Here is a 12,876-nt window from a genome sequence, read left to right on the forward strand (position 1 = left end):
AACGTCTGGATGGAGGCGATGTCGGTGGGGCGTTCTAGCGTGGAGGCCATGGATCACGTCGCATGGGATCGCCAGCAGCGCTCGGTTATCGACCTGCCGGTCGGGGCGAGCGCCGCGGTCGTGGGAGCCCCGGGGAGCGGGAAGACCGCCGTGCTCGTCGCACGCGTCGCCCGGCTGCTGCGCGCCGACCCGGCGACGGTCGGGCCGGACCAGGTGCTCGTGCTCACCCCGACGCGCGCCTCGGCCACGCGCCTACGGGATCGGCTGGGGCTCGCCGTGCGTGGCGCGACGCCGGGTCCGCTGGCGCGCTCCGTCGGCTCGTTCGCCTTCCAGATCGTGCGGTCCGCGTGCGTCGCGGCCGGCGAGCCGGAGCCCGAGCTCCTCACCGGCGCCGAGCAGGACCGCATTCTCGCGAGCCTCATCGAGGGCGACATCGAGGACGCGCGGATCTCCTGGCCCGAGCACCTCGGCGTCACGGTGCGCCGCTCGCGCGAGTTTCGATCGGAGCTTCGGGCGATGCTCGACCAGGCGGTCGAGCTCGATGCGACCCGCGACGAGCTCGCGCAGGCGGCCAGCGGCGCGTGGGAGCCGGTGGCCGCGCTCTTCTCGGATTACGCCGACGCGCTCGCGTCCCTGCGCACGAACGCGCGCGACGCGGCCGAGCTGCTCGCCGAGGCCGTGCGCGTCCTCAACGGGCCGGATCCGCTGCCCTGGCTCGCGCGGCTACGCGCGGTGCTCGTCGACGACGCCCAAGAACTCACGCGGGGCGGCGTGGCGCTCGTCGCCGCGCTCCGCGCGCGCGGCGTGGCGGTCGTCGCGGCGGGCGATCCGGACATCGCGTCCGGCGCCTTTCGCGGCGTAACCCCCGATCTGTTCGCCGGACTGGTGCGGGATCTTGGCGACGTGCGGGTGCTCCGGAACGCCCACCGCCAGGCCCCCGAGCTGGCGTGGCACGTCCGGCGGCTGACGCAGTCGATCGGCGCCGGCGGGACGGTCGACCATCGCGTCGCTCCCGGACCAGAGCCCGAGGACAGCGGCCGGGTCTCGGTCCTCGTCGCGCGATCGCGCGCCGAGGAGGCCGACCGGATCGCCCGGCGCCTGCGCGAGCTGCACCTGATCGAGGGCGTGCCGTGGGACCGCATCGCCGTCATCGCCCACGACACGCGCCAGATCGTCCAGCTCGACGCCGAGCTCGCGGCGCGGGACGTGCCGACGCGCGCCGGCGGGTCCCCGAGGCCCCTCGGGGAGGAGCCCGCGGTGCGGCAGATCCTCGAGATCGTCCAGCTCGGAATGGCGGCGCCGGAGGTACGCGGCGACGAGGCCCTGGTCGACGCGCTCCGGTCGCCGTTCGGCGGATTCTCGGGGGTCGCGCTCCGACGCCTTCGCGCCGCGTTGCGGCACCAGGAGCTCGCGCAGGGCGGCACGCGATCCGCGCGCGAGCTGCTCCGCGAAGGCTTCGCCCGGCCGGCGGCCTTCGGGGCCGTAGACACGGCCGAGGGCCGATCGGCCGAGCGCCTCGCGGCGACGCTGGGGGAGGTGGCGGCGCAGTCCGCGCGCGGTGCGACCGTTCACGACCTGCTCTGGCTCGTGTGGGACCGCGCGCGGGGGCTCGACGGCCGCCGCGTGAGCGAGTCGTGGCGCGCCCAGGCGACGGGCTCCGGGCCGACGGCGTCGGACGTGGCGCGGGGGCTGGACGCGCTGGTCGCCCTGTTCGCCGCGGCCAAGCGGTCGATCGAGCGCAACCCGCACGATCGCCCCGCGCGGTTCGTGCGGGAGGTCCTGGAGAGCGACGTTCCCGAGGACACGCTCCTGGCGCCCGATCGGGGCGCGACGGTCGAGCTACTCACGCCCGCGAACGCGCTGTCGACCGAGTTCGACACCGTGGTGATCGCTGGGCTGCAGGACGGCGTGTGGCCCAATCTCCGTCCGCGCGGGGGGATGCTCGGATCCTGGCGGCTGGTGGACGGTATTGCGGCGCTTCGCGCGGGCACCGAGCTCCCGGAGGCCGACGACATGCGGGAACGCCGCCGCGAGGCGCTGCACGACGAGATGCGGTTGTTCGTGCGCGCCGTTTCTCGCGCGCGCTCTCGCCTCATCGTGACGGCGGTCTCCGACGAGGACGCCGCGCCCAGCCCGCTCTGCGCCGGCCTCCCGGATCCAACGCCCGCGCGCGACGGCGATGAGTTCCCGCACACGCTGCGCGGCCTCGTCGCGCGCCACCGTCGCACGCTGACGACGTCCGACGACGCGTCTCATCGGGCGGACGCGGCGGGGCAGCTCGCGGCCCTCGCTCGGGCCGGCGTCGCCGGGGCCGATCCTGAGGGGTGGTACGGGGTGCGCACGCCGACCACCGCGCGCGGAATCCGAGACCCGGAGGCGGCGGCCGTTCCGGTCTCGCCCTCGCAGATCGATGCCTTCGACACCTGCGGGCTCGAGTGGGCGGTCCGTGCGCTCGGCGGCGACACCGTCACGTCGCCGAGCGCGGGCCTCGGGACGATCCTGCACGCCGCGCTCGAGCGCGTGCCCGACGGCGGCATCGAGGCGCTGACCGCTGTGGTTGAGGAGAGGTGGGGCGAGCTCGACTTCGAGACCCCGTGGATCGCGGCGGCGGAGCGCCGCCGCATGGACTCCTACCTCGCCAGCCTCGACGCCTACCTCCAGCGCACCGGAGCGGAGGGCGGACGTGCCCTCGCCGCGGAGGCCGAGTTCCGGTACGGCGTCGCTCTGGCGAGCGGCGACCTCGTGACGGGAGACGAGGCCAGGGCGTCGGGTCACGCCCTGGTGTCCGGGGTCATCGACCGCGTCGAGGAGTATCCGGCCGCGGCGGGGGAACACGCCCCGGCGCGCGCCCGCGGGTTCGAGGCGATGCGCGCCCGCGGCGGCGCGGGCGCGGGCCGGGTGGTCGTGGCCGATCTCAAGAGCGGGAAGAGCGAGGCCCGCGTGTCGGACGCGAGCGTCGCGGACGATGCGCAGCTCGCGGCCTATCAGCTCGCGGTCGAGGCCGGGCTGATCCCCGGCGCCTCTCCCGAGGACCTGGCCGGGGCGCGCCTCGTCGTCGTCTCGCGAACGCTGAAGGACAGCCCCTACCGCGTGGCACACCAGCACGCCCTGGCGGGCGAGGCGCGCGCCGCATTCCTCCGCCGCGTCGTCGAGACCGCGCGGGGCATGTCGGCGGCGAGCTTCCGGGCCGCCGTCGGCGACCACTGTCAGAAGGAGAGACTCGAACCCGTGTGCAGGATCCACACCATCCCGGCGGTCAGCGCATGAACGGCACGCGCCGGCTGTCGGCCGAGGTGCTCGCCCTGGCCCTGGGCCTGCACCGGCCGACGGCGGAACAGCGCGCGGTCATCGAGGCCGACCTCGCGCCCGCGCTCGTCGTTGCGGGCGCCGGGAGCGGCAAGACCGAGACCATGTCGGCGCGCGTGATCTGGCTCGTCGCCAACGGCCACGTGCGCGCCGACGAGATCCTCGGGCTGACCTTCACGCGCAAGGCGGCCGGCGAGCTCGCGGACAGGATCGCCCGCCGCCTCGATCAGCTCGACGAGTATGCGCACCGCGGGCTTCTCGACGACCTGGACCGGGTGGTGGCCCACCCCGAGTTCGCGAGAATCGAGGCCGCATCCGAGCCGCAGCGCCCCGCCGTGCGCCGCGAGGTCCTCGATCGCCTGGCGCGCGAGTTCGGCACGGCGCCGGACGGAGGCCCCGGCGGGCTGGACGCCCTGCTCGATCGACCGCGCGTGTCCACGTACAACGCCTTCGCGGACGCGATCGTTCGCGAGAACGCGGCGCGCATCGGGCGCGATCCCGACGCGGGGATGCTGAGCGCGTCGGCGGCGTGGGTGCTGGCCCGTCAGGTTGCGGTCCGGTCGCAGAACGCCGCGCTCGTCGACGTCGACGCGGCGCTGCCGTCAGTCGCCGACGCGATCCAGCACCTCGCCGGTGCGCTGCTCGACAACCGTGCCGAGCCCGAGGCCGTCCGGCGACACGCCCGGCGGCAGGCGGCGGAGCTGGCCCCGTTCGTGGATCCCGCGATCGCGAACCCGCGGGACTGGGAGCGCGCGCACGCCGCGCTGTCGACGTTGCCCGTCCTGCTCGACCTCGCCGGGGAGTACGCGGAGGAGAAGCGCCGCCGCGGCGTTCTCGACTTTTCCGATCAGGTCTCGGGAGCCCTCGACGTCGTCGACGCGGCCCCCGACGTCGTGGCCCGCCTACGCGCCGAGCACCGGGTCGTGCTGCTCGACGAATACCAGGACACCTCCGTTCTGCAGACGCGACTGCTGTCGAGCCTGTTCCGCGACAGCGCCGTGATGGCGGTCGGCGACCCCAACCAGGCGATCTACGGATGGCGCGGGGCGAGCGCCGATAACATCCACGGGTTCGCGCGGGACTTCGCGGCGAATGGACGCGCGCAGCGGTTTGCGCTCCTGACGAGCTGGCGCAACGGGCCGACCGTGCTCGCCGCCGCGAATCGCCTCGTGCGCCCCCTCGCGGAGGACTCCGTCGGCGAGCTTGCGCCGCGCCCGGGCGCGGACGCCGACGCGGTCGATGTCCGCGCGGAAAAGACCGTCGACGAGGAGGCGCGCGCCGTCGCCGAGTGGTTCCGAGAGCGGCGCGCTGCCGCGCCGACGCCCCCCACCGGGGCGGTGCTGTTCCGGACCAAGCGCCACATGCAGACCTTCGCGCACGCCCTCGGCGCGGCGGGCGTGCCGCACCGAATCCTGGGCCTGGGCGGCCTCCTGGGGCTCCCCGAGGTCGCCGATGTCGTCGCCGCCCTCCGCGTGCTGCACGACCCGTCGCAGGGATCCGCGCTGATTCGGATTCTCGTCGGGCCGCGGTTCGCGGTCGGGCTCGCCGACATGGCCGCCCTCTACGACCTCGGGCGCGAGCTCGCGCGGCGCGACCAGGGGCTCGCGCCGCTGCCCCCCGAACTCCGCGAGCGGGTGCGCGGATCCGCGGGCCTCGACGAGCAGGTCTCGATCGTGGACGCGCTCGACGCGGTTCGCACGCTGCGCGACGACTATCGCTTGCTGGCCGGCTTCACCCCCGAGGGCCGGGAGCGCCTGCGCGAGGCCGCGGCGATGTTCGACCGGCTGCGGCGCGCGGCCGGCCAGCCGTTGCCCGACCTCCTGCGGATGATCGAGCAGGAGCTCCTGCTCGATATCGAGCTCGCCGCGAACGAATCGCGCGGCCCGGCCCGCGGCGCCGACACGCAGCTGCGCGCGTTCGCGGACGAGGTGCGCGCCTTCCTCGCGGTCGACGAGCGGGGGACGATCGGCAGCGTGCTGGCCTGGTTGGAGCACGCCGAGAAGGGCGGCGATCTGGCCCCGCGCACGGAACCGCCCGAGCCTGGCGTCGTCCAGCTCCTGACCATTCACGGGTCGAAGGGTCTCGAATGGGACGCCGTGGCCGTCGTGCGCCTGGTTGAGGGGGAGACGCCCAGCACCCCGCAGTCGGTGCTGGGGGGATTCCGCTTCGGGGAGCTCCCCACCCCGTTCCGGGGCGACGCCGCCGCGCTCCCGCGCTTCGCGTGGATCGCCCCGTCCGTCCCGGCGGACGCCGCAGGCAAGCGCGCGGCGCAGAAGGAGCTAAAGGCGGCGTTCGAGGACTTCAAGGCGGCGAACCGCGAGCACCTGGGCGACGAGGAGCGTCGCCTGGCCTACGTCGCCGTGACGCGGGCGCGCAACGCGCTCCTGCTGACGGCGTCTCGCTGGTCGGGCGGCACCCGTCCGCGGGAGGCGAGCCGGTTCCTCGTCGAGATCCTGGAGGAGCTCGGGCGGGGCGAGATCCCGCCGGCCGACCCCGAGGAGCCCAATCCGTACGAGGGCGCCGGGGAGGACGTCGCCTGGCCGCTCGACCCCCTCGGGGCGCGCGCCGAGGGGGTGCGCAGAGCCGCCGCCGAGGCCGCCGCGGCGCCCGCGGCGCCGCCGTCGCCGGAGCTCGCGGCGCTGCTCGAGGAGCGGGCCGAGGCCGCCCGCGGCGCGCGGGGCGAGGTGCCGCTGCGCGTGGCCGCGTCGAAGTTCAAGGACTTCGCGACCGACTTCCGGGGAACGCTGGACGAGCTGCTGCGGCCGATGCCCGAGCGGCCCTACCGCCAGACCCGGCTCGGCACGCTGTTCCACCAGTGGGTCGAGGAGCGCTCGCGCGTGTCGGGCGCACCGCGCGGCGTGGACGACGCCCTGTGGGAGATCGACGAGGACGAGGCGGGTGGGCCGGGAGCCGCGCGCGCGGCGTCGCCAGAGGACGAGCGATCCCTCGCGCGCCTGCGCGCGAGCTTCGAGCGCAGCGAGTGGGCGGACCTCCAACCGCTCGAGGTGGAAACGGAGGTCGACTTCACGCTCGACCTCGAGGGCACCGGGCCGCGGGTCATCATCTGCAAGCTCGACGCGGTCTACCGGCGAGACGATCGCGGCGGGCGTATCGAGATCGTCGACTGGAAGACGGGGCGCGCGCCCGCGACGGTCGCCGAGCGCGAGGACCGCATGCTCCAGCTCGGGCTCTATCGGCTTGCGTACCACCGCCGGCACGGCGTGCCGCTCGCGGACATCGACGTGGCCCTGTTTTACGTGGCCGACGAGTTGGTGCTGCGCGACGACGAGCCGCTGGGCGAGGAGGAGCTCGTCGCGCGGTGGCGGAGCGCGCGGGGTGAGGCTACCGAGCGGTAGACCCGTCGTCGGGCGAGGCGAGCGGTTGGGTCTCGTCCGACGCGCCCGCCTCGAGCGGCTGCGTGTCGTCGGATCCGGCGCCGCGCGCGGGCGCCGCGTCCCAGCGCTCGTCGGCGTGGAGCGACAGCTCCTCCGGATCGAATGCGTCGGTGTGAATCGACGTGTCCGCCGCGTCGCGCGGGCCGCGCGGCACGCGGTCGAGGAGCGCGATCGCCTCGCTCACGTCGGCGCCGCCGGCGCCCTCCAGTCCGGCGAGGAGCGGGTCGTCTCCGATGCCGCCCGAGAGCGCGTCCAGGAGGCCGGCGGCATCGTCGATGACGGCGGCGTCGTGGCTCTCGATGCCGTGCGCAAGCCAGCGTGCGAACTCGAGCTCGGCGTGGAGCCGGGCGCGGGTCCGGAGAGCGCGATCGGGGGACCGCACGGAGGACGCCCGGTACGCCGCGAACACGTCGTGCGCTGCGTGGGGCGCGGACTCCGTCCAGTGCAGATCGAGGGCGGGGTCGCCCATCTGCAGCCCCTGCCAGTCGAGAAGACCCGCGACGCGCGGGACGCCGTGCGCGTCGTCGCGGAAGACGAAGGACGTCGCGTGGGCGCCACCGAGGGTGACGGCGCTCTCGTACCCCCACACGCGGTCGTCCTCCACGGCCTCGCGCCAGCGCACCATGAGGCGCACCGGCACGCGGCCCGAGCGCCCCACGACGTCGAGCAGGCGCTCCAGCGCGTCTCGCGCCTCGCGAGGACTGCGCTCGGGGAGCCCGGCCGCGCGCACGACGGACGGCGGTAGTGCGTGCAGCGCGGCCAGGGCGGTGCCCATCTCGACCGCGACGCCGCGGCCCGCCGGGACCTGCGCGGCTTCCACCTGGTACCCGTCGAGATAGCTCGTCACGACGACGCGTCCCGCGTCCTCGAGCGGCGCCGTGCCGACGATTTCCGCGGCCGCGAACGGGAGCAGGTCCCGAACGCCTGGCGTCAGGGCGCGGAGCGCGATCAGCTGGGCTTCCGCGTCGTGCGCGGCCGCGGCATCGGTCGGGACGCGCACCGCGAGCTCCGACCCGGACGCGAGGGTGAGGACCGCCGAGTCGAAGCGACCGGATCCGCCGGCGGTGAGCGCCCGAGCCCCCCTGATGTCCACGTCCGGCAGGGCGGTCGTGGCCATCGCGGCTAGAGTGAGGGGGGAGCGTGCCATGCCGCCCAGACTAGGTTGCGGCGGCCGCCTCGGGCGCCACGCCACGCCCCAGAGAGAGGGAGTCGATGACGGTTCAGATGCCGGACGTTCGCGTCGATGCCTCTGCGGCGGAGCGCACCGACGAGGGCGTGCTCGCGCGGCTGCGCGCGGGCGGCGACGCGCGGGTCGTCGTCGTCTCGGGGGACGCGCTCGCGCTCGCGACAGACCGCGACGCGCTCGAGCTCGTGTCGGTCGACAGCGCGCCCGCGGGCGCCACGTGGGCGTTCCTCGGGCGCGCGGAGGGCGGCAACGCTGTTCTCCTCGCGGCCGCGCCCGCCGGAGCGGATGCCCCCTCGGGCACGAGGTGGGGGGCGTTCCGCGACGTGGGCGCCCGGCTCGCGCCGGGGGCGACCGACCTCGCCGTCTCCGCCGTCGCGCTCGCGCGATGGCACGTCGCGGCGCCGTTTTGCCCCGCGTGCGGCGCGCTCACGCGATTCGAGACAGCGGGCTGGTCCCGGCGCTGCTCGGGCTGCGGCCGGGAGCATTTCCCGCGCACGGATCCGGCCGTCATCGTCGCGGTGTCCCGCGCGGACGACGAGGCGCTGCTGCTCGGGGCGAACGCCGCGTGGGGCGGTCGCATGTACTCCTGCTTCGCGGGGTTCGTGGAGGCGGGCGAGACCGCGGAGCAGGCGGTGCACCGCGAGCTCGCAGAGGAGGCGGGGATCCGCGTGCGCGACGTGCGCTACGTCGCCTCGCAGGCGTGGCCGTATCCGCGATCGCTCATGCTGGGCTTTCACGCCACCGTGGTCGACGCGGGCGAAGCCCGCGAGGACGGCGAGGAGATCGTCGCGCTGCGGTGGTTCTCGCGCGACGAGGTCGCGCGAGGGCTGCGCGGCGAGGGCGACGTGTCTCTGCCGGGCGGCGTCTCCGTCGCGCACCGGCTGATTCGCGCCTGGCACGATCGTTCCGCGTCCGCGTCGTGACGGCGCTTGAGGGGCTCGACCCACGCCAGCGCGAGGCGGCGGAGATCGTGCGCGGGCCGGTTGCCGTCCTGGCCGGCGCGGGGACCGGCAAGACGCGCGTCATCACACATCGCATCGCGCACGGGGTGGAGGAGGGGGTCTTCACCCCCCAGCGGGTCCTCGCGCTGACGTTCACGTCGAAGGCCGCGGGGGAGCTGCGCGGGCGCCTGCGCGCCATGGGCGTCGTGGGCGTCCAGGCGAAGACCTTCCACGCGGCCGCGCTCGCGCAGCTGAACTATTTCTGGCCGACGGTGGCGGGGGATACCGCCCCGACAATCGTCGACAATAAGGTGCGCCTGCTCGCGCACGCCGCCGACGCGCTGCGGATCCGCCCCGACACGAACACGCTGCGCGATATCGCCGCGCAGATCGAGTGGCGCAAGGTAACGATGCGGACCCTCGAGGAGTACCGCCTGCTGGGGCGTTCGGTGGGCCCCGTCCGGGGCGACGCGCTGATCGACCTGATGGCCGGCTACGAGAAGCTCAAGGACGAACGGCGACAGCTCGATTTCGAGGACGTGCTCCTCGCGTGCGCGGGCATGATCGAGTCGGAGCCACGGGTCGCGCTCGCGATCCGGGAACAGTACCGGCACTTCACGGTCGACGAGTTTCAGGACGTGTCCCCGCTGCAGAACCGGCTGCTGGAGCTCTGGCTGGGGACACGCCGGGACATCTGTGTCGTCGGCGACGCCAGCCAGACCATCTACTCGTTTGCGGGGGCGGAGGCTCGCTTCCTGCTCGAGTTCGGCACCCGCTTCCCCGACGCCACCGTCGTGCGGCTCGAGACGAACTATCGGTCCGCCGCCCCGATCCTGGACGTCGCGAACGCGCTGATGCGCGGCAGGCCGGGTGCGTTGCGTCTGACGCCAGGGCCGAACGCGCCCGCGGAACCCGTCCTCCCGCGCGTCGCGGCGTACGGCAGCGACGACGAGGAGGCCGCAGGCGTCGCCGGCCGCGTGCGGTCCCTTGTCGCGGGCGGCGTTCCCGCGAGCGAGATCGCCGTGCTGTACCGGTCCCACGGGCAGTCGGCGGCCGTGCAGCAGGCGCTAGCGCACGCCGGGGTGGCGACGACGGTGCTCGGCGGGCGGCGGTTCTTCGACATGCCGGAGGTGCGTCAGGCCATCATGGCCATCCGAGCGGCGGCCGTCGCGCCGAGCTCGGGCACGTTCGCGGAGACCGTGCGCGATGTCCTGCGCGGCCTCGGGCACACCGACGAGCCTCCCGAGGCGGGCGGGGCCCTCCGTGACGCGTGGGAGGCGCGCGAGGCGATTCTCGCGCTCGCGCGAGAGGCCGGCGACGGTGCGAGCCTGCGCGCCTTCGCCGACAATCTCCTGGCGCGCGCGAAGGACCAGCACGAGCCGCAGCTGGCGACCGTGACCCTGTCGACGATGCACGCCGCGAAGGGGCTCGAATGGCCCCACGTCTTCATCGTTGGGTTCGCCGAGGGGCTCATGCCGATCTCGTACGCGCAGGGCCTGGAGGCAGTGGACGAGGAGCGGCGCCTCGCCTACGTGGGCATCACGCGGGCGGAGCGCTCGCTGTCGTTGTCCTGGGCCGCGGGCGGGCGAGGGGGGCGGGCTCCGTCGCGGTTTGTCGCGGAGATTGGCAGAGACACGCTGGGTGAGGAGCGTGCGAGCGCCACGTCCGGCGCTCGGCCGTCACGCTGACGGAGCGGGATCTCGGCGGCGCGGCCGCGTCGTCGCGGAGCAGGGCGACGGCGTGCGAGCCCGCGACGGCCCCGAGCGTGCGCGTGAGCGGCGCGCCCGGCGCGCGCGAGAGCAGCTGGGCCGCAATCCGCGGCCACGCGGCGTCGCGGCCCTGGGCGTGCTCCCACAGGCACGAGAGGCAGGCCGTGACCCCCGGCCGGACGAGCGGACCGATTTCGGCGCGGCGGGGCGCGAGGGCGACCGGCAGGTGCGCGATGTCGTGGGCCATCAGCTCGTGCGCCAGGTGCGGCGGAACGATCTCCGCGCACACGATCAGCGCGATGCGGTCGGGCCGCGCGGTCGCCGCGCCGATCGTCGCGCGGACGGGCGCGTAGCCGCCGTCGGCGAGGGCCCCGCACACGCCGAGAACGGCATCGTGCGACACGGAGTCCGCCGCGAGAACATGCACGGCCGGATCCGGGCGCACCTCGCGGAGGGCGGGGCCGACGGTCGTCATGAAGTCGGCGATGCCTGCCGCGTCGCCGCCCAGGGCGGCCGCGACCCCCGCCACGCGCTCGCCCGGCACGCCCCGGGCGAGCGCGTCGAGCATCTCGAGCTGCCAGGACGGCGGATCGACGAGCACGGCGACGGCCGGCCGGGCGCCGAGCTGCACGGTGCGCTCGTCGCGCCAGAGGAGCGCGAAGGCCGGGTCGATCTGCAGCATCGCCATGCCGAGATTCTGCCCGCTCGGGCGGACGCGTGCGCGTTATCCACAGCGCACCGCGCCGGCGCGAGCGCGGTCTCGTCGAGCCCGGCGCGGAAAATGGTCGCGAGGGGAGTCGCCCTATACGGGCCGCGGGCCCTCGCCCGTCTCGTCCTGATCGTCGCCGTCGTCCGAGCCGGCCGCCTCGGCGAGGAGCCTGTCGAGCGCGTCGTCCATCTCGTCGCGCGGCGCGCTGTCGCCGCGGAGGGAGGCCTCAAGGCGCGCGATGAGCGCGGTCGGGTCGTCGATGTCTTCGGGGGTGGGGACGAGGTCGGGGTAGTCCCACAGCGCGTCGCGCGCGGACGTGCCGACCGCGTCTCCGACGGCGCGCCACATGGCCGCGGCCTCGCGCAGGCGACGCGGTCGCAGCTCGAGGCCCACGAGAGCGGCCAGCGCGTCCTCGGCGGGACCGCCCGCGGCGCGTCGCCGCCGCGTCACCTCCGCGATGCGGTCGAGGCTGGGGACGCGCGACGTGGCGTCCGCGGCGACGACGTCGACCCATCCCTCGACGAGAGCGAGCATGTGCTCCAACCGCGCGAGGGCGGCGCGCTGGGCGTCGGTTTGCTGGGGGAGGAGCGCGCCGGACTGCAGGGCACCCTGCAGCTCCTCGGGGTGCGACGGGTCGAAGCGGGTCGCGAGGTCCTCGAGCGCGTCCGTGTCCACGTGGATCCCGCGCGCAAAATCCGTCACCTGGCTCATGACGCCGAGGCGCAGCCAGCGCGCGTGCTTGAACAGCCGCGCGTGGGCGAGCTCGCGCGCCGCGAAGTACAGGGCGAGCTGGTCGTCGGGGATCTCGAGGCCGTCGCCGAGGTCGGCGAAGTTCTGCGGCAGGATCGCCGCCATGCCCGAGGGAAGGACGGGGATGCCGACGTCGCCGCCGGACACGACCTCGAGCGACAGGCGGCCGACGACCTGCCCGAGCTGGGTCGCGAAGAGGGATCCGCCGACGGCGCGCAGCATGCGCTGGGCACCCTGGATCATGCCCTGCATCTCCTCGGGCGCCTGCGCGCTCAGCGCGCCGGTCAGCGCGTCTGCGATGCTCGTCGCGACCGGCTCGGCGAGCTCCTGCCACACCGCGAGGGTCTGCTCGACCCACTCGGCCCGGGTGAAGACGCGCGGCGTCTCGCCCGTGGCGTCCAGCGCGGTCGCCTCGGTCAGCCACAGGTCGGCGAGCTGGAACGCCTGGCCGAGATCGGCGCGCTGCGTCGAGGCGATGCCGCGGCTCGACTGATTCGCGAGGTGAAGCGCGCCCACGCGCGTGGCTCCCCAGTCGATGCCCTCCGAGGCGCCGCTCATGGCGCCCTGTAACGCGCCCATCATCTGCTGCAGCATCGCCGGGTCGACGCCCATGCGTTTCAGCTGCTCGGGGTCGATGCCGGAGGCGCCGAAGGGGGAGGCACCGTCGGCGCCGCCGAGGAGGCGCCGCAGCATCTCCTGGAAGTCGTCGTCGGGGGTGTTCTCGTCGCTCACGTCAGCCGCCTTTCCGTCGCGCTCTCAGCGCGCCATGTGCGATCACGTCCTACGCTAATCGGACGTGTCCCCCGACAGGCGGCTTCTCGCCGCCGGCGTCTTACGCCCCCCGCGAACGAGTGCGGCGGGCGGCCGGGCGGCGCGCGAG

6 protein-coding genes are annotated in these 12,876 nt (G+C 74.9%); 4 read left to right on the forward strand and 2 right to left on the reverse strand.

Annotated elements, in window-relative coordinates:
- Positions 1-48 precede the first annotated feature (48 nt).
- Complete coding sequence (locus tag GJQ66_RS01360; RefSeq protein ID WP_155047545.1) at positions 49-3,267, forward strand: ATP-dependent DNA helicase; 3,219 nt, start codon at positions 49-51, stop codon at positions 3,265-3,267.
- Positions 3,231-6,662: an ATP-dependent DNA helicase gene (locus tag GJQ66_RS01365; protein ID WP_368732522.1), complete on the forward strand. Its 3,432-nt coding sequence runs from the start codon at positions 3,231-3,233 to the stop codon at positions 6,660-6,662. Before GJQ66_RS01360 ends, GJQ66_RS01365 begins: the two co-directional genes overlap by 37 nt.
- On the opposite strand, the gene GJQ66_RS01370 is transcribed toward GJQ66_RS01365, so the two are convergent.
- Positions 6,649-7,848 carry a phosphotransferase gene (locus GJQ66_RS01370; protein WP_155047547.1) on the reverse strand — a complete coding sequence of 400 codons (1,200 nt, stop codon included), beginning with the start codon at positions 7,846-7,848 and terminating at the stop codon, positions 6,649-6,651. The two genes, GJQ66_RS01365 and GJQ66_RS01370, sit on opposite strands and share 14 nt — an antisense overlap.
- Before the next feature lie 65 nt (positions 7,849-7,913).
- Here GJQ66_RS01370 and nudC point away from each other — a divergent pair, with 65 nt between their 5' ends.
- Together nudC and GJQ66_RS01380 are read left to right on the forward strand one after the other, a co-directional pair.
- The gene (nudC, locus tag GJQ66_RS01375) at positions 7,914-8,810 is read left to right on the forward strand and encodes an NAD(+) diphosphatase (RefSeq protein WP_155047548.1); all 897 of its coding nucleotides are present in this window, start codon (positions 7,914-7,916) and stop codon (positions 8,808-8,810) included.
- Positions 8,807-10,516, forward strand: a complete 1,710-nt coding sequence (locus tag GJQ66_RS01380) for an ATP-dependent helicase (protein ID WP_368732523.1) — start codon at positions 8,807-8,809, stop codon at positions 10,514-10,516. The genes nudC and GJQ66_RS01380 overlap by 4 nt, the downstream gene beginning before the upstream one ends.
- Positions 10,517-11,339: 823 nt before the next feature.
- Here the strand turns inward: GJQ66_RS01380 and GJQ66_RS01385 are convergent.
- The gene (locus tag GJQ66_RS01385; protein WP_368732524.1) at positions 11,340-12,728 is read right to left on the reverse strand and encodes a zinc-dependent metalloprotease; all 1,389 of its coding nucleotides are present in this window, start codon (positions 12,726-12,728) and stop codon (positions 11,340-11,342) included.
- Positions 12,729-12,876: the final 148 nt, after the last annotated feature.

This window comes from Microbacterium sp. ZXX196 (assembly GCF_009709595.1).
GTDB lineage: Bacteria > Actinomycetota > Actinomycetes > Actinomycetales > Microbacteriaceae > Microbacterium > Microbacterium excoecariae.

What these genes read in the sequence shown, in the direction of transcription:
- GJQ66_RS01360 (WP_155047545.1), top strand. Translation starts at nt 49, where the DNA reads ATGGATCACGTCGCATGGGATCGCCAGCAGCGCTCGGTTATCGACCTG.
- nudC (WP_155047548.1), top strand. Translation starts at nt 7,914, where the DNA reads ATGACGGTTCAGATGCCGGACGTTCGCGTCGATGCCTCTGCGGCGGAG.
- GJQ66_RS01370 (WP_155047547.1), bottom strand. Translation starts at nt 7,848, where the DNA reads ATGGCACGCTCCCCCCTCACTCTAGCCGCGATGGCCACGACCGCCCTG.